The organism is Enterococcus sp. DIV1206 (assembly GCF_051712485.1).
Lineage (GTDB): Bacteria > Bacillota > Bacilli > Lactobacillales > Enterococcaceae > Enterococcus > Enterococcus faecalis.
Genome location: NZ_JBIOOZ010000001.1, coordinates 1,305,621 through 1,323,970, shown reverse-complemented (window position 1 = coordinate 1,323,970; position 18,350 = coordinate 1,305,621). Strand labels below are relative to the sequence as shown.

Annotated in this window: 10 protein-coding genes; 2 read left to right on the top strand and 8 right to left on the bottom strand. The window is 37.2% G+C overall.

Going from position 1 to position 18,350, the window contains the following annotated elements; all coding sequences use genetic code 11:
- Nucleotides 1–37 precede the first annotated feature (37 nt).
- The 8 genes from IGK86_RS06380 to IGK86_RS06345 form a co-directional block, all read right to left on the bottom strand.
- Nucleotides 38–1,996 carry an amidase domain-containing protein gene (locus IGK86_RS06380; RefSeq protein ID WP_016616906.1) on the bottom strand — a complete coding sequence of 653 codons (1,959 nt, stop codon included), beginning with the start codon at nt 1,994–1,996 and terminating at the stop codon, nt 38–40.
- 81 nt (nt 1,997–2,077) lie between these two features.
- Nucleotides 2,078–7,705, bottom strand: coding sequence for a TIM-barrel domain-containing protein (locus IGK86_RS06375; RefSeq protein WP_438742183.1), 5,628 nt, complete (start codon nt 7,703–7,705; stop codon nt 2,078–2,080).
- 503 nt (nt 7,706–8,208) lie between these two features.
- Nucleotides 8,209–8,604, bottom strand: coding sequence for a hypothetical protein (locus tag IGK86_RS06370; RefSeq protein ID WP_002361986.1), 396 nt, complete (start codon nt 8,602–8,604; stop codon nt 8,209–8,211).
- A gap of 47 nt (nt 8,605–8,651) precedes the next feature.
- Nucleotides 8,652–9,668 carry an alcohol dehydrogenase AdhP gene (gene adhP, locus IGK86_RS06365; protein ID WP_010817394.1) on the bottom strand — a complete coding sequence of 339 codons (1,017 nt, stop codon included), beginning with the start codon at nt 9,666–9,668 and terminating at the stop codon, nt 8,652–8,654.
- Nucleotides 9,669–9,876: 208 nt separating this feature from the next.
- A complete protein-coding gene (locus tag IGK86_RS06360; protein ID WP_016616909.1) occupies nt 9,877–10,857 on the bottom strand; it encodes a DUF916 and DUF3324 domain-containing protein in 981 nt (326 codons plus the stop codon).
- Nucleotides 10,858–10,955: 98 nt separating this feature from the next.
- A complete protein-coding gene (locus IGK86_RS06355; RefSeq protein WP_002357217.1) occupies nt 10,956–11,507 on the bottom strand; it encodes a hypothetical protein in 552 nt (183 codons plus the stop codon).
- Nucleotides 11,500–11,859: a hypothetical protein gene (locus IGK86_RS06350; RefSeq protein WP_016616911.1), complete on the bottom strand. Its 360-nt coding sequence runs from the start codon at nt 11,857–11,859 to the stop codon at nt 11,500–11,502. Before IGK86_RS06350 ends, IGK86_RS06355 begins: the two co-directional genes overlap by 8 nt.
- Nucleotides 11,835–14,495, bottom strand: coding sequence for a bacterial Ig-like domain-containing protein (locus IGK86_RS06345; protein WP_159150457.1), 2,661 nt, complete (start codon nt 14,493–14,495; stop codon nt 11,835–11,837). Before IGK86_RS06345 ends, IGK86_RS06350 begins: the two co-directional genes overlap by 25 nt.
- Before the next feature lie 227 nt (nt 14,496–14,722).
- Between IGK86_RS06345 and IGK86_RS06340 the strand changes: the two genes are divergently transcribed.
- Complete coding sequence (locus tag IGK86_RS06340) at nt 14,723–16,180, top strand: helix-turn-helix domain-containing protein (RefSeq protein ID WP_010710266.1); 1,458 nt, start codon at nt 14,723–14,725, stop codon at nt 16,178–16,180.
- Between the two features lie 108 nt (nt 16,181–16,288).
- Nucleotides 16,289–18,211: an FUSC family protein gene (locus tag IGK86_RS06335; protein WP_025193985.1), complete on the top strand. Its 1,923-nt coding sequence runs from the start codon at nt 16,289–16,291 to the stop codon at nt 18,209–18,211.
- Nucleotides 18,212–18,350 lie beyond the last annotated feature (139 nt).

Genomic DNA, 18,350 nt, shown 5'->3' with positions numbered 1-18,350 from the left:
CTTAAACATCCACACTTCTTCCTGTTGAATGAGTCGATCAAGCGCCAATGTAGGTCACGCCACTACTATAAGCAATTACATTAGGTAAGACACGATACGAAATCGTTTGATCATTGATGACATTGCTTTCAGAAATAATGATTCCATCAGAAGTGACCGCTTCAACAAAAGCAACATGTCCATATTGATTATCTGCGCCAGCAACTCCTGGTTGGAAACTAATCGCACGACCAGCTTTAGGCAATGAACTAACTTGATAGCCTAATGCACGTCCTTTTCTTCCCCAGTCACTGCCATTTCCCATAAATTCATCCACAGAAGTGCCCAACTGTTTGAAACGATTATAGACATACCACGTACACTGGCCCACGGGATAGCTACCACTTCGATTATAATTGATCCCATCATAGACTGGAAAATGCATTTGTTGCTGTTCCGCTTCCGACAGCTCATTTTTAGATTGGATAATCAAACCGTCCACTGTTTTTGGTAAATCAAATTGCGTTAAGTTATAAACCGCAATTAACGAATTTAATTTATTATCGTATTGCTTGTCTGTTGCATATTTACCTGTTAAAAAACGCGTTGCTTGAAGGTAGTTTTTGGCTTCCGAACGCCACGCTGGTTTATAAAAATCTTGATTTCCGTCAATCCCTTGTCGGAGTAATTGAACATAATCTTGCAGTGAGTCATTATATCCACCGTAATCGCGAAACCCAGCGGAAATTGTATAAAGTTGGCCCCTCTGATCAGCCTCTTTTGTTGAAAAGCTAACACTATTTCCTTGGAACGAACCTTTCACGCCAAAGAGATTATAATAAGGTTCTTTGGCTAGTTGACTTTCGCCAGAGCCACTTTCTAAAATAGCCTGAGCTATCATCACTGATGCAAAAACATCGTATTTTTCGCCAAGTTCTCTGGCTGTCTCACCAATTTTTTTAATAAACGCTGTGGTTTGTTCTGACTTCTGCATTTCAAATGACGCACCATATGTTGCTAAAACTTCTTTGCCATACTCCGTTAATGTGAACTCCTTGAAAGGATTAGTCACTACCAAGCGTATTTCCTCTTTTGAGTCTGGTTGTTGTTTGGCAGTATAGATATTCTCTAACTGAGCGATTACTTCTGGTTCCTCCTTAGAATCCGCTTCCGCTGCGGCAATTAAATATTTTCCTTGGCCAAGATAAACACCATTTTGAAGCGTTTTTCCTTCAGCTGTTTGCCAAAAAATCAGATCACCAGGTTCTGCCTCCTCTATAGAACGAACTTTACCAAATGTCATTTGTTCTTGCGGTGTACTGCCAATGTCTATTTTAAATAATTGTTGGTAAATTTTTTGGGCAAGGAAACTACTGGTCAATGCTTGCTCCGTCAAATTAAATTCTTTTTTTGTTTTCCCAACGTGTCTTAATGCTTCAGCCACCACGACTGCCCGTTTCTTTTCGCCAAAAGACGACAACAGTGGAAGTTCGTAGCCTTTTAAATTTGAAGAAGCTATTTCATCTACTTTGAGGGACGGATTTAACGATACAGCCTGATTTTCTTCAACAACGTTATTGGTGGCTTCAGGAACTTGAATAGGTTCTTCAGGTTCTTGCTTGGTCACAGGAACTTGTGGTGGTTGCGATTGTTCAACAGGCTGCGTGATTTCTGATGATACCGTTGGCTCTGTAGGTTCTTTTTTTGTTTCAGAACTAGTATTTGTGGTTGTCGTTTCTGTCGTTGACTGACTCGTTGATTCGGTAGTCGTATCGGTAAAACTACTTGATTCAGATGACGAACTACTAGTGGACGTTGTCGATGTAGCAACAGTTGTTTCGGTTGTTTCAATTACTTTTTCTTCCGAAGTAATTGTCGTTTCCGAGGACAGAGCTGTTTGTAGCGAGCTACTTGGTAATTCTGCAGCCAACGTAACAACTGGAGCGACTTCCAAACTCAGAAGAACGAGAATACTTGTTAAAACAAGTAGTTGATTCTTGATTTTCTTTCTTTTCATTCGTAAAAATCCTCTCCTATTACTTACTTGCGCATTTGCACACTGTTTTTGTACAAATGCGCCTTGTAAGTTAATGATACGCTAATTTTGGTCTTTTTTATTTTTGAAGAATAATTTTCCTAAACCAATACTTACTATCAATAGAAAACCACTGATTGACCAGATTGGCGAAACAACTTCATTTGCTTTTGGCAAAGTACCAGAAGTGGTGGTTTTTGTTGTCGTTCCACCTGCTGCTGTGCCCTTTCCTGGACTGGTTACACCACCAGTCCCGCTAACCGTGCCATGATTTCCATTGTTGCCTGTAGAGTTGCTACTGATTGGCTCTTCTGCCATTGCTTCAATGGCTTGTGCTAAAATACTTAAACATTTGTCCACAGCTTCTTGCGTCGCATTTGGGTCCTCAACAAGTGCTTTTGCTTGTTTAATTGCTTCAGCTAAAGCTTCTTGCGATGCTTTTGTAAATTGTTTTGCTGCTTTAGGTTTCAAGGTTTCTGCTTTTTGAAGCAGTTCTCTCAACTTTGTTTTATCCGCTTGAAGGACTTGTTCCTCTAAACTATCCAAAGCAGTTTTTACATTTTTTTCAGCAGTATCAATTTGTTCTTGCCGAGCATTTTTATCAGCTAAAATCCCTTCCGCTTGGTCAATTGCTTCAGTTAAGCGCGCTTTAGACTCGCTGGTAAATTCTTTTCCGGCAGATGGTTTGATTGCTTTTGCTTTGGCTATCATTGCCTCTAAGGCTTTTTTATCTGTAACTAACGCTTCTTCTTGTAACCCATCAATGGCACTAGTTAATTCAGCAACCGCTTCCTCAATCATTTTTTGATTAGCTGCTGGGTTTTTCAATGTGTTTTTAGCTGCTAAAAGCGCTTTTTGTAAATCTTGTAACGAGGAGGCAGTAAATTGGTGCCCTTCACTTGGAGTGACTTGCTGCGCTCGTTTGACAACTTCTTGTAATTGGTCTTTATTTACAAGGGGTACTTCTTTTAATTGAGCCATTGCAGTTTCCAATGCGTTTAGAGCCGCTGAGACTTCTTCTTTTGTCGCCGTTTCTTTCGCTACGATTGCTTCAGCCGCTTGAATTGCTTCTTGCAATTGTTTTTCTGTTTCTTTTGTAAATTGGTATCCTTCTTCCGGCTTTCTTCCTCGGGCTTGAGCGATTTTCTCTTTTAAGGTTTCCTTATCAACGGCGACGGGTTGTTCTTTTAATTGTGCAATTGCTTCACGCAATGTTTTAGTCGCTTGGTCTATTTCTTCTTGGGTAACTTTTTCTTGAGCAAATACTTTTTGAGCTGCTGCTAATGACTCTTCGAGAACTTTTTTAGTTTCTTCGGTGAATTCTTGCCCATCACTTGGTTTCTTCGTTAGCCCCTCTTGAATTGCTTTTTCTAAATCAGCTTTATTCGCTACATCAGGCATTTTTTCCAACTGTTCTACAGCCTTTTTTAGGTTTTCCACAGCAGCAGAAACGTCTGTCTGTGTGGCTTGTTCATTGGCTAGAACAGCTACTGCCTCATCTAAGACTGGTTTAAAAATTGCCCAAGTTTCAGGCGTATATTCTTTTTCGACACGTGCTTGATTTAGCGTAATTAGCGCTTGTAATAACTCTTTATCTACTAGCTCTGTGGGCTTCACTGTTACAGAAAAATCTGAAAGTGTGGCTTGTTGGAATCCTTGGCCTACTAATAAGCCTTGACTCATATCAAATTGTAATGGCTGCTCAACAGTTGTCGCACGTTTTACGCGAGTTGTTTCTTTTACTTTAACTTTAAAGGTAACTAAGTCCATTGAACCATTTAACAATTGTTTATTTCCTTGATTACTAAGAACTAAATATAGATTCTCCACATCATTTGAATGTTTCCGATATTTAGAATAATTTTCCATTTGTTTTGTATTATTCGTGGTTGCAGGCTGACCGACAAGTTCAAATTTGCTAGAATCAAAGGACATTTTTGTGCTTAACGCATTAATGTTTTTTAAGTCTTGACCTTTAAGTGTAAAGGTTAATGTATCGCCAGGAAGATAGGTATCCTTGCCATTTTCATTAACCACAGCAAGGGATAAACCGCCCGCAATTTCTTCGACATCAGGTATCTCAATCCCACCATCTAATTGTCGTAAAACATAACTGATATCATAAGCATCAATTACCCCATTTTTATTTAAATCACCTTTTTCAACATAGCCATTAAAGTCACTGTCCACAGATTCTAAGCCTGTATAGTTTCGATAACTCATTGCATCATTTTCATCAATCGTTCCATCGTTAGTAATGTCTCCATGTAAGATTCCTTCTGTTCCTGGTTGTTTGTAAAAGAGCATCTCACGACCAGAGCCAAAATTACCCACCGATTTTAATACCTTCATTTCAACAAAACGATACGCTTGGTCCTTCGTTTCAATGGTTTTTGTCAAAGCATCTTGCTTCCAGTTAATAGGTTCTGAAAACTCTGTCCAATTAGCTCCATCTTTCGACGTCCGATACTGGAGTTGCAAAATATTTCCGTTGCCGGCATTGTCTCTTGGCAAGTATTCAATTTTATCCATTTGATACTCCGCACCAAGATCAAATTTTAAAGACAAGAAATTTCCATCACTTGGATTAGCGATGCCGGTTGACCAGTTCGTATGCCAACCTGTACTCAAATCTTTATCTGTTAATTTCTTCAATTCTGCGCCTGGTTGTTCTGGTAAATTACTTGTTGCTTTGACTTGATTAATTGTTTCTTTATAGGGATCATCTTGTGTTTTTCCTTTAATCGGTTCACTCCATTCAGAGACCCCGTTTTTTCCAACAGCTCGAACTCGAAAAGTATGTTCGCTTAGGAAGGAAAATCCATCAAATGTTGCTGTATTCGTTTGAATATTTCCGAAAACAGTCCCGTCACGCTCTACTTCATAGCTTGTTGCCTCAGTTACTTGATCCCATTGAAGAGTCAAAGAAGATGGCGTTGTTTTTTCTTCATTGATTGCGACATTTGCCGGAATAGTTAACTGGTCATCGACCGTTGTATTTCCTCCATCAACCGTTCCTTTATTAATGAAACCTTTGACAGTTATTTGAACATCTTTGGCGGTCACAGATTGTTTCGCTAGTTTTACTGATAACGCTGATTGGTTCAGTTTTTCTCCTGAAGCTTCAGAAAGATACTGATTCACTTGGAATTCTTTATCAAAATAATATAGATTTGTGCCAGCTAAAAATTCTTCTTTATTAGCTGCTTGTTTCAAGGTTACTTCTGTTCCCCCCACCATTGCTGTTACGCTTTCGGGTGCTTCTGAAGCTAGCAAATCAAGCGTGGTGCTTCGTTCATCAACAAAGCCTTTGTAACTTCCTTTTGTCGGTTCGATAGTAACGGTCAGATCCCCTTTTTCGTTTGATTTAGGGCCTTGACTATTTATTTTAGTCGTAGCTGATTGCCCAGCTTCATAACTAGTTGAAATTCCGTCATCTTCATACATATTAAAAGAAGTGGCGCCATTTGGATAAATCAAGAAAGATCGTTGATCCCGTTGGATTTCCTTTGGATTGTTGTTTGGATTCGTCATTGGGATAATACTGCCATCTTTGACGAAAACGGGCACCTTCCAGAGCGGTGTTTTTACTCCATTTAAGACACGGCCACCTTGATATTTTTCGCCTGTAAATAAGTCAACCCAGACTTGTTTTTCATCTGGTAAGTAGATTCCATCACGGATTGAATTTCCTGCCTCATCTTGATTGCCATTATAAATTGGGGCAACGAGTAAATTGGGTCCCCACATATATTGGTATTGAGAATCTTTTGTATATGCTGTTCCTTCATTAGGAAATTCTAAAGCCATGGCCCGTACCATTGGTAGTCCATCAACTGATTCCTTGGCAATACTGTAGTTATAAGGCATCATCATTGATTTTAATTTTAGATACGCTCGGTTCAAATCTGTGGCTTCTTGATCAAAAGCAAATGGCGTTTTTGGATTGGAGCCCCAGCCGTCCATATTTAGCTGCACTGGTGTAAAAGTTTTCCATTGGAAATCACGTATGTTGACCTCTTTATTTTTTCCACCAAAAATTCCATCCATATCTGAACCGACATTTGGTTGTCCAGACAACGAAGTCCCGATATATGTTGGGATATGGAAGCGAATATATTCCCATTGACCACCCGTTTGATCGCCTGTCCAAATACCAGCGTGCCGTTGGGTTCCGGCCCAACCATCTAATGAAACAATCATCGGACGAACTGCGCCGTCTGTTTCTTTTACAAAAACATCCGCGGCATCTTCTACACCATTTAAGCCAAAGGAATACCCATACCCGACCCACGCCACGTCCGTTTTGAGAGCTTTAACACCAGCGACACTAACTTCTTTCGCAATATCCCGTTCTCCTTTTTTAGGATTTTTAGGATCCGCTGGATGGAGATTAGATTGAGTCCACAGCCCCACTTCAACACCATTGGCTTGAGCATACTCTGTAAATTCTTTTAAGTTTTGTACATCGCCGTCCAATGAATCTGTTTGGCCATAGCCAGCACCGTAGCCGTCATTTGGCAAGAACCACCCTAACGGCATATCATTTTTCTTATATCGATCAATAACTGTGCGTGCAGAAAATTGATAATTCTCTTTTTCTCCATTTAAAGATTCTAGCGTGCCATTTAAGTTTCCTAGATCGCCTGGTTGGTATTCTTTGTAAAAATTACCATCTTCAAACTTAACTGCTCCCGCGGTTCCTTCTGCTACTTTCACCCAATAGTCCCGATTATACGCGTTTAAATGCGCTTCATAGAACCCGTATTCTGGCATCAAAGCTGGTTTCCCGGTTAATTCATAGTAATCTTTTAAAATACCTGCTGAGGAATCATTAAAGAAATAAAAGGCATCAAAATCTGTTCCTTCGTGCGTTGTTGTGGTTGTCTGTGGATCATGACTGCCAAAATCATAGTTGCCAGGTTTCCATGTATTTCGAACAACGCCATACCCTGCAGTTGACCAATAAAATGGGTTAGGCGATGCTACTCCGCCATCTACCCAATTGTTCGTATTGACAATCTGGATAGCTGTTCCTTTATGCGTAAATCGACCATTTTGAGTTCCTCCGCCAAAATAATTTTCTTGACTACTTTGTTTTAACGTTTGTGTAGCTTTATCATTTTTAAAGGATAGCGGAGCGGTTTCTTCTAAAATGACTTGATTCTTTTTCTTGTCTAGAACCTTCATTAAAGCGCTTTCTTTTTCGAATATAATTTTTAAACCATTATTTTCTAGAATAAATTGGTTTCCTGAATCTGTGACGTTCGTTTGCTCAAAGGCTTGTGTACCATAGTCGGCCATTGTTTTAGCCGTAATTTTCGCAACATGCTTTGGATCATTTGGCGTTGGATATTCTTCAAATTTACCAGTTGGATCTAGATGATAGCGAAAAAGATGGTCGTTTAAAATACTAATTTGTGCTTTTTTTCCAGAAGCATACGTAATGACAAAGTTTTTCTCCGCTTTTTCAATCGACACAATTGCTCCGACTGACGTTCCTGAATCAGCTACGTCTTCTTTTGCTGTTTGCTCTTGCGCATCAACCACTTGAGAATCCATCGTAACAAACGAATGGAACGCCAATACAGACGAACTCACTAATAAAAATGTCAACCAGTGCTTTTTACCGTAAATTTTTTTACCCTGATACTCTTTGTTCATTTTTTCCTCCTTAAAATTGCTCCCCATAAAATAGTTCCGACACAATTACTCACAAAATCCAAAACCCAACAAAGTTTTATCCAGATGAAAAGTCATAACGATTTTCTTAGTTTACTGAGACTGTTAGAAAGTCAGTTTCAGTAACCCCTCCATAAACACATCCTTTCAATAAATTATTAAATGAAAACAATCTATTTTCATCTTATATAAAAATTTTAGTACAGAATCACAATTTCCCAATAAATGCGTTTTCATTTGTTGACTACCAATTTTTCACTTTTTTAATAACATAATTATCGTATGATGGTTTTTTTGTGTTTGTCAACGGTTAATTATAGCAGCCACCATTAACAAGTATTAACCCTTGATAAACCTGTTAATTCACTTATAATGATGATTTTATTGCGAAAATATCCACATCAGAAAAAGAAAGACTTTTTTCAAAAATCTAATACCTGTTGCTCAAATCTAGTCTATTTAAAAATAATCAACACCCTCCTGCTCAGCAAGAGGGTGTTTAATAATTGTTTTTAGTGATTGATTTGACTTGCTGGTGTGAAAAGCAAACTAATGATGATGCCAACTATCAGTACCGCTAGCAATATAAAAATTAACTTTCCAAACCGGTGATAGGGATTGATCGAAAGCCCAATCCCATAAACTTTCGGAACCCATAAAGGAGGCGTTGGATTATCTTTTTGATCTTTATAGGCTATCTTTAAAATCTGCCACGCAAAATACAACAATGGTAAAACCATAATTACCCCAACTATACCTAGCCATTTTGCTAATAAGTCACTAGTATGCAAAAGACTGATTGTCAGAATTGGTACAAACAAAAGAATAAAGCTAATTGTGGCTCCCACTTGTGCTTGCTTAAGCAGTCGTCTCTCACGGAGAGTAAGATTCGCAAACATTCCATCCATCCTTTCATGGTTTTCAGATTAAATCAACGAATCACTAAAAAACTAAATTAACTGCGAAAATCAATGACCATGCGCCCGCGAATTTTTCCTTGTTCCATTTCTTCAAAAATAGCATTAATTTCTTCTGGTTGGCGTGTTTGACAAACAGGAACAACTTTTCCTTCTGCACCGAATTGGAAAGCTTCGCTTAAATCTTGACGGGTTCCAACTAACGATCCGACTACGTGAATGCCATCAAGAACAAGACGTGGAATAGATAAATCCATTGTCTCAACAGGCAATCCAACGGCGACAACCGTTCCTCCCGCACGGACTGCATCGACTGCGCCATTAAATGCTGATTTAGCTACCGCAGTAACTACTGCTGCATGGACACCGCCAATTTCTTTTTGAAGTTGTGCAGCAAAATCAGGATCTTTAACTGGATTAATTAAAAGATCAGCACCCATTTCTTTCGCAAAAGCTAACTGATTATCATTCACATCAACAGCTACTACTTTGGCATTAAAGACATGTTTGGCATATTGTAAAGCTAGATTACCTAGCCCACCTAATCCTGAAATCATTAGCCATTGACCTGGACGAATCCCAGATTCTTTTATCGCTTTGTAGGTTGTTACCCCTGCACAAGTAATAGAGGAAGCTGGCTCTGATGCTAAATTTTCTGGTACTTTCACCGCATAACCGTCTGTGACGATGCATTCTTCGGCCATGGCACCATCAACTGTATATCCAGCATTTTTTACTGAACGACAAAGCGTTTCTCGACCAGAAGTACAATATTCGCAATGCCCGCAGCCTTCATAAAACCATGCAACAGATGCACGATCACCAATCTTTAAACTAGTAACGTCTTTTCCAACCTCCGTCACAATCCCAATTCCTTCGTGACCTAAGGTACAACCGCTAACATCGCCAAAATCTGCATTCTTAACGTGTAAATCCGTATGACAGACACCACAGACTTCCATTTTCAACCGCGCTTCATTATCTTTCAATGGACGCGATTCTTTTTCAACAATTTTTGTTGTTTTTCCTTTTGCTGCGACAATTGCTTTATACATGGTTCTTTCCCCCTTGTTTCTATTGTGAATCATTGAACAATAATAGTATAATACTACTTTCCAAAATAAGGAACACCAATGACTTGCGTAAATTAACGCTAATTTGACAATTTATCCTTGCTAGACAGCTATTCTTCCCTTATGTCATAGATAATTCATACTGGCATGATTTTTTCTGCATAATTGTCAACTATTTTAAAGGCAGGTTTTACAACTTCATTTTTCCCTTCTTTTTTCCTAAGATATAGCAGACGGCACCTAAAATAACTAGAATTAAAAAGGCCATGAGGTACTTAAGCCAGTGAAGGTTTTTGGCTTTATGATCAACAGAACGCTTATTATACTGATCAGCTTGCTTCTTGTTTATCGTGAAATCCTTTGAGAACGTCCAGTTCCCCTCATGATTTTTCAACTTAATGGTATAGTTATAGTTTCCAGGTTTAAACGAATCTTTCAGTAAAATAGGCAGGTCAAACCTTGTGTTTGGTGCAAAACTCAGATTATTTTTCTTTTCGTGAATGATCGTTTTGTTTGTTCCTTTTTCTTTAACAAAAAAATCTCCTTCGACTTTTGACAATAACTTCCGCTGTGGATTTTTAATTTCCATCGAAACAGTATTGTGGCGGTTAATTTGCCCAATTTTAACAGAACCACTTTCCAATTTTGCAGGTATGGTCTCTGCTGTTTCATTCACCCGAATAGCAATCGTATGCATATAAACATTTTGAATCCCACCCTTGCTTTGGTCCCCAGCTATCTCTACAGGTCGAATCGTCACTCCACCTAATAAAATTCCTGAGAATAACTTTTCTGGCATCGTTATTTGAAAATCAATCGTTTGTGATTGTTTACCAGGAACACTAATATCCTTCCTATTAGGACTAATCAAATCACTAAGTACCAAACTCATCGATGAATCTTTTTCAAAGCTACTTTTTGTATAGTCAACTATCCCATTACTATTTGTTGTTGCTGTATTTACCTGAACTTTAAATTTTTGAGGGTTCGGCGTAGTATTGGTTATCGTTAATTTGAATGTATCTTTTTGTTTCGGAGTTAATGTCATATCAAAAAAATTACTGGTTTTGTTATTTTGAGTTGCTCCGAAAACGGGTGTGACTGTATACGCATTCGCATTGTCAATTGTTGCTGAACTATTGGTATTAGACGGCTCTGCCCAGGCACGCATCGCTCCACCTAAACAGAGAATAGTCAATATAAAAAGTATCTTTAAAATTCTTTTCAATTTATCTGCCTCGTTTTCTTACATCGTTTTATGTTAAATTCTTAGGCGGGTGCTCCATCGATGGCATTCCAGACGATGGTCCCAGAGTAGGTATTTGCAGCAATACTTTTAGGTATATTTAACGTTGCATTTAAATCGGCTGTCGTGACAGTGTCTGATAAACGGATATCACTTTTATCTAGCGAAATAATGGTTGAAGCATCTGTGGTTAAATCAACGCCCGTAAAGGTACCTTTTTCAGAAGATCCGTCAGGTTTTTTAGTGTCTAAATGAAGTGTCATTCCGTCTAAGCCAGTGACACCTTTTCCTTTATCTTCTAAATTCGCTGTCAGATACCAACCTGTATTCGTTGTCCCACGATTATCATTAATGATAAGTTGCGACTTGCTTTGATCTGGTTGCGTATGATCTTGGCCGTCTTTTGTCACCGTCCCAAAGTTAATTTGTGCTAATGGTGTAATGGTTAATCCGCCACCTAAAACCGACACATTCGCTGTGGTATTGGTATTATCAGCCGCATTCACAGTTTGTTGTCCAATTAAAAAAATCCCCGTTCCTAAAGTGACAGTTAAACCAATTATTTTTTTATTCATTATTTTTCCTCTTTTCTTTATAAAGTCCGACGATTAATGTACCTCCGAGTACCACGATCCCAAAAAGCGTCTCTTGAGACGTAATCTCGTTTGTTTTTGGTAAAAAATTAGGTTGTCCTCGTGAAGTTGGCATATCGTTAGTCTGCGGTATAAGCTCATTGGGATGTGGAACAATATCCTCACTCTCTTTCACTATTACCATGACTTTTGTGCCAGCTTGTGCGTCAGTTGTCTTGTCTTCAGCTTGTGCTTGAATTGGCAAACCAAGAATAAAGGCAACAAACAATAAATCATAGATAAACCATTTCACAGCTATTCCCTCTTCCCTTACGGTGTTGCTTCTAAGTTCCAAATTAACTGAGCTTCATATTTATCAGCAGGTGTGACTTTTGAAATAGTTAATGTGGGCAATAATTGTAATTTCGTCAAAACTTTTTTATTTTTGATAGATTGGTTACTTACATCAGCTACTAATTGTTGCTCATCGTTAACCATAATATTTTGCTCAGTTGTTACATAATCGACTGACTTTGGATTTAGCGTGAGATCAAGCCCTGCGTCTTTCCACGCTTGTGTTTTCTGATCATTTAAATTATAGGCTACTTCAAGCTGCCAGCCAGTTGTCCGATTAGGATCCCCCGTATCTTCAATGTTCATCTCACAACTTTTTAATGTCTGTGTTTGATCTTGGCCATTAAATTTTACGTTCTCAAAAGGCATTAGTTGTTCAGATAAGTGATAAAAGTCTAGACGATTAGAGTAATAGTAGGTCCAATCAACAGTAACACTTTTACTAAAACCTACTATTTTAGAGATATCATAAGTAATTCTATAGATGCCCGCTACTTCATCGTTTACCTGCTTAGGCGTATAGCGAATCGTTATCTTACTATAAGGAATGGACTGTCCATCATTATCTGTTGCACTATCAAAAAGACGTTTTGGATCGAAGGGCGTCCCCACAGAAAAGCTGCCGTTATGTGCACCAATATGAGCTGAAGAGGGAATGACTTCTAGTGCAGTCTGCGCCTCTAATCCTAGGTAGTTATAATCAATTTCATATTTACCAACCACTTTTGTATCCACCGCATCTACTGGGACCTTTTGCTCTCCGTCCAGTTTATATATGGTGACACATACGTCTCGAAAATCACCTTTTTTACCATCTGGTGTTTGTAGGCTAGTCACTTCACTTTCTGGTTGCCATTGAGTATATTGATAAACCGTATCTTGAGATTTAACTTTAATTTGCGCTTGATCAATGTGTACAGCTAAACTTTTCTCATTTGAGTAGCTTTTAGATGTATCATCAACATCAAGAATTCTAAATGTTAATGTGTAATCTCCTGAAGTTGGTAAAGCATCTGCTAAACAGTTAAAACTAACGCAATCATCTGTGACTGGTAAATTTTTTAAATCTTGCTCCCCAATTTTATGAAAATCAGTTTGGGCAGCACCTGAAATTTTTTCTTCAATCTGAACTTTTCTAGTTGTCGGAGCCTTAACGGTTAGTTCTACTGGTATCTTTTGTTGCGGGTGAAATGTTGTTTGACCTTTAACAAAAGCTGCCTTTTCTAAACTTGGCACTTGGTATGGATCTATTGTGACGCGCATATATGTTTTATCTGTGGGCTCTGAAGAATCCGTTCCTGGCGGATTGACTAACGGCAGCCCACAACCATCTTTGCCACTAAATAAATAGGTTGTTAACCCGTTTTGTTGTTGTGAAGAGACATTCACATTGGCCTTAGGATCAACTGTGTGAGTATGAAAATTAACTACGCGCGCAAACCGTTGAGCAACATACCCATCTGTCCAATTAAGCGGATTGTCTTGTCTTTGGTTCATCGTAAACTTTGGTGATAAAAAATCCCCTGGTAACATCGTTTTGCTTTCAGGTATTTCAGGATATTTAGAGGCATCTTGGGTATTGTAATTGGATAATGGATTGTCTTTATCGCCGCTGTCCCATGGCGAGATATAAGAAGACCAAGTAGCCACTTTCCCAGTGATTCCAGTGATAATTTGATGATTCAAATTATTTGGATCTTGCTTTGCTGCTGCCGCTAAACTTGTCGCACGTAACCACATATCCGAACTAAACAATAGCCAATTATGATTAACCGTATTCGTTGTATCTGATTCGTAAGTTCGACCAAAAAAATCTGCCGACAACGAAAATTGATCACTTTCAGTACCATCTGACAAAACATTTGATACTGGTAAGCGATGTTTCGTTAAATTTTTATTGAGGGAATAATCCTTTGAATCGCCATCCTTCATTAAAGTAGCAACATCTAAATCAAAATGAAGTTCAAATTTTATGGCCGATTTGTCAGGTTCATGTCGCCAAATTTCATAAAGTTTAGTAAAAGAAAAATTAATAGTGTCCCCCCGTTCACAAAACATCACCTGATGCTCAGTATCAATTCCGCTATAATCTTGATCAGGATCACCCCATCCCGGTGAACCATCTTCTGAAGAACCGTTAAACGTCCGCATTCCTTTTGTGTTAACAATTGGTATTTGTGTGTTTTTTTGTCCACTAATTGAATAAAAATTTTCTGGATTATCCGCAAAAGCCTTGTCATAAGCCGCTTTAAAATTATCTGCACTTATATTTTCTGGCAAATGAAACATCAGTCCATATTGCATTCCTACAGTACCAAAAGAAAGAAACTTCAATGCTTCTGTATGAGAAGTGTCCACTGTTCCGTATAATTTTACGTGTAATTTTCCTCCAAATGATCCATCAGGACCACCACCACCGTCATGGCTTATCTCCATTCCATAAGGTAAATCAGTTCTCAAATCAATGGCTATCCCTCCCGCTTGATAGAGCGAAGCTGCCTCGCATTCTTGAAAATGCACGCTCAAAAAACAAGAAATCGATACCAATAGTAGACAAGAGTAAAAGAAATAAGCAATGCTTTTTTTTCTTTTGTAGGTTGGCATTTTCATTTTTAATTGTTCGTTGATTTTTTTCATTGCTTACTCACCTTGACCTTTTTTGGAATTAGAAACTAAATAATAATTATTCTAACTACTGCTAGCTTATCAACATTGAAATTGCTTTGCCACACACAATTAATGTATAAGGCTGTACATTAATTGTGATGGCCGCTTCTTATTGCGCTTGTGTTAACATATCAATACAAAAATTTAAAGAAAGTAGACTACAATGAACCTAAATTTTACTTTTGGAGGTCCATAACATGTTTCCATCCTACCTAACGAATGAGCTAGAAATTTTATTTTATATAGTGAAGCGAGCTCATACGTCATTAAATGAAATTTCTTCCAATTTAAAAATTTCAAAAAGAACGGTCAAAGAAAATCTGATAAAAATAAATCAAGAATTCGAGGATACTTATCAAATCCAACATTTTATTGTCTCTAACAATAATGGCATTGTTTGTGTAAATCCAGCGTACCGAAAAAGCGCGGTCGAATACGCCTACACGTTAAAACTTAATCTTTTAAAAAACAATGTACAATTTAATTATTGCGTACAATTGGTCACACATTCTTCCATTGATAAAAACGAATTAATTAAAGTTTTATATATTTCTGAACATTATCTGGTAAAAATCACGAAACAACTGAATAACTTTTTTAAAATTTTTGATATAGTAATCGTTAGTATTAAGGGTATTTATCAATTAACTGGCAATGAATTATCGATTCGAGTGTTTTCTTTCATTTTCCTACAAGATTCCTTTCAAGAATTGGCTTGGCCTTTTTCTAAAATAAGTCTTGAAGAAATAAAAAAAAGTCTACCCGATGAACTTCTTGAACGATCCTATAAAAATGTCCGAATGAAGAAAAGAGCGTTTTATATTTTATATGCGATATTTAAAACTAGAACAAGTGCACAAAACTTCTTAAAGATGCCGCACTCTAAAAACCTGCATTCTTTTTTTATTCTGATCAATCAATACAGTCATGTGACTTTATTTTTTCTTGAACACTCCTTCGCTGACATTCAATGCGAAACAAGAAAAACTGAAATTTTATACTTTAATTTTTTATCTCGCATTTTTATCCCTTATATCTTTTCGGAAAAGCAAACGAAACAAATAGAAAAATTATTTATAGAATCTAACCATCCTTATTGTGTCTTATCAAAAAAATTATTTAAGCAAGTAGCCTACTTACTGACAAATCAGCATGATTATCAATACGTTTACTATCTTTCTATTTTTAATGCTTGGTACTTTTTAACGGAGGGCAATTATTATACTTTTTTAACACTTTATTTACCGCAGCCAGAAATTTGTACTCCGTCAGATGTGGCATACTTTAATCGAATAAAACGAACGGTGGCAAAATTAGTTCACCAAGAAACGCATTTAGAGTTACTCAGTCAACTGCTTTACACATTGTCTGTGTCCGAAAAAAAAGTACAAGTGAGAATCTATTTACAAATTATCAAAGATTTTTATGCAAGTTATTTTATTAAAACACGGTTATCCTCCTTATATAATACAAACGCAATCTCTATTACCGAAGACTTCACAAATGCGGATATCATCATCACAGATTCCTTCGAAAAAGCTACTTCTAATCAAGATATTTTCTACTTAGATTCCATTGAAAATGAAGAAAGTTGGCATGAGCTTACAGAATTTATTCAACAAAAATATATGGCTAAACTTAATGTTGGACTATAATTGTGAGTTTTCTTAAAAAGAGCAAATTTGAAAAAAAAATTTAGAGGTGTATACTAGCAGAGGAATAATTTTTTAGCTTTTAATAAATTTTTAAAGAAGGAATGTTTTGTGAAATTATCTATCAAAAATTTTTTTGAGGTCTTCTTAGAATCATCTTGGGCGTATAGTCGCCCTATACTAACTTTTGATACAAGACAGAACTGGTTTGCCCTTGTTCTTAGTATCATTATTGCAAATGCTGTTGGTGCTGTTCTAACAATAGTCTTTCCTTTCGCTTTTGTTTTAGTAAATGTTGGTAGCTTTTTGGGCACTGTAATTTGTGTCTTACCACGACATAGCTCTCCACAAAGAAGTGCCATAGATGGTATTTTAATGATTTTTCTTGGTGCCAGTCTGGGGATACTTTTACAGTCGTCAAGTATATTCATTATTTTATTATTCGTCCTTGGTTTGTATTTTTCGGGGATTGTAAGAAACTTTAGTATTGGTCTGTATATTCGATGTCTCTTTGGGACCATTTCTTTACTAGCTGGTGCGCAATTAAAAGGCAATTTGTCTATTGGTCAAACTTTTGAAGGTCTGGGTGCAATAATTTTAGGTATGTCCATCCTTTGTTTAATCTATTGTCTTTATTCTAAGCCGCAAAATAATGAAGCACGAAAATTAGTAGCCGATTTATATGAACAATTATATTTATTAGCACAAGGAAAACCCGCACGCTATGTCCATTTCAGAATAAAAGTACGCGAATCTGTTGAAACGATGCCATGGGTCAATCATCAAAAAACACCATGGATTTATCCCTTGGTTTCACAAGCAGATGCAATTGCAGGCTCGTTAGATTCAACCAATGCAGCTGAAAATCTTCCTGCTTTAAAAGCAATTCTACTCTTTTTAAAAGGAGAACAATTAACCCTGCCTCTTCAAGAATTTGCTTCAGCAAACACCGAAATAAAATCAGCAATCCTTTTGATACAAAACAAACAATCCTTTAAAAAAATCTCATTTAAATCTTTCTTACCCACAAAAGAAGGACTTGCAGAAGCCAAAGAGATCCTTCATTCTTACAAAGGCAGCTCTGCTAGATTCGCAATTCGTTTAGCTTTAACAGGTTTAGTGTGTCATTTTTGTTCGCTTATTCTTAATTACATGTACCCTTTGCCTTTAGCTAATCACGAATTCTGGGTAGTTATTTCTGGTTGTTTAATGGTTATGCCAGGTTATCATGGTACACTCGGTAAAATCACTTCAAGAACTATTGGTTCTATTTTAGGTGGTTGTTTAGGCATCTTTTTGTCTCAATTAATTGCTAACTTAACAAACCTAAATCCTTTATGGACAATGCTATTGTCTTGTTTGCTAGTTATATTGTATGAAACCGTCCGTAAATTAAGTCAAGCATTTCTAATGCTAAGTGTGACCACTTGGTTAACTTTCACATTAGGTGGTAGTTCTGCAGGCTATACAAGAGTTTTTGATGTAATTATTGGTGCGCTGATTGCTTTTGTTATGTTTTTTATTTTCCCAACATGGCATAGTCAAGTATTACGTAAAAATATCAATAGTTGGTCAAAAACGATCAGCTCTATTTTGCTAGCGTTAATCAATGAAGAGACCACGTTGCCTAGTGATGCTTGGGTACTAGCTTATCGGGTACAACGTAGAGTAAACTATTCTATTCAAGAAATTGTTCTTGAATCTCCTATTTATAGTAACGATGCCTCTGCTGAAAGCTTAATGCAACAAAAACAACTAAATGATCAACTGTTGGAAATGCAAACTGCTATGGAAGAGCTTCTTTTAGAACTTATGAAAACACAATACTACTTAAAAAAATTAACGCCAGTTAGGCCGGACACACTAAACACTGAGTTATTTAACTATTCACAGCAAATACTTTCACTCACGAATCCCAAAAATAATCGACTAATCAACCAGTCCGAACAATCCATTTATTTTCCTCAAATTGAACAATCACTGGTAATCTTAAAAAATTCTACAGCTAATTTCTTTTTAGCAAATATCAAATGATTAAATAGACAAAAAGCCTAGGAAAAATCCAAAGGGAATTTTTCCTAGGCTTAAAAGTTGATAATCTACTGGCAGAGTAATCAATGAAAACAACCGACCTAATCGAGCAGAAAACTTGGTTTTTGTAACGGAATACCCC

Coding starts and splice junctions, on each gene's coding strand:
- IGK86_RS06380 (WP_016616906.1), bottom strand. CDS start 1,996: ATGAAAAGAAAGAAAATCAAGAATCAACTACTTGTTTTAACAAGTATT.
- IGK86_RS06375 (WP_438742183.1), bottom strand. CDS start 7,705: ATGGGGAGCAATTTTAAGGAGGAAAAAATGAACAAAGAGTATCAGGGT.
- IGK86_RS06370 (WP_002361986.1), bottom strand. CDS start 8,604: ATGGATGGAATGTTTGCGAATCTTACTCTCCGTGAGAGACGACTGCTT.
- adhP (WP_010817394.1), bottom strand. CDS start 9,668: ATGTATAAAGCAATTGTCGCAGCAAAAGGAAAAACAACAAAAATTGTT.
- IGK86_RS06360 (WP_016616909.1), bottom strand. CDS start 10,857: ATGCGTGCCTGGGCAGAGCCGTCTAATACCAATAGTTCAGCAACAATT.
- IGK86_RS06355 (WP_002357217.1), bottom strand. CDS start 11,507: ATGAATAAAAAAATAATTGGTTTAACTGTCACTTTAGGAACGGGGATT.
- IGK86_RS06345 (WP_159150457.1), bottom strand. CDS start 14,495: ATGAAAAAAATCAACGAACAATTAAAAATGAAAATGCCAACCTACAAA.
- IGK86_RS06340 (WP_010710266.1), top strand. CDS start 14,723: ATGTTTCCATCCTACCTAACGAATGAGCTAGAAATTTTATTTTATATA.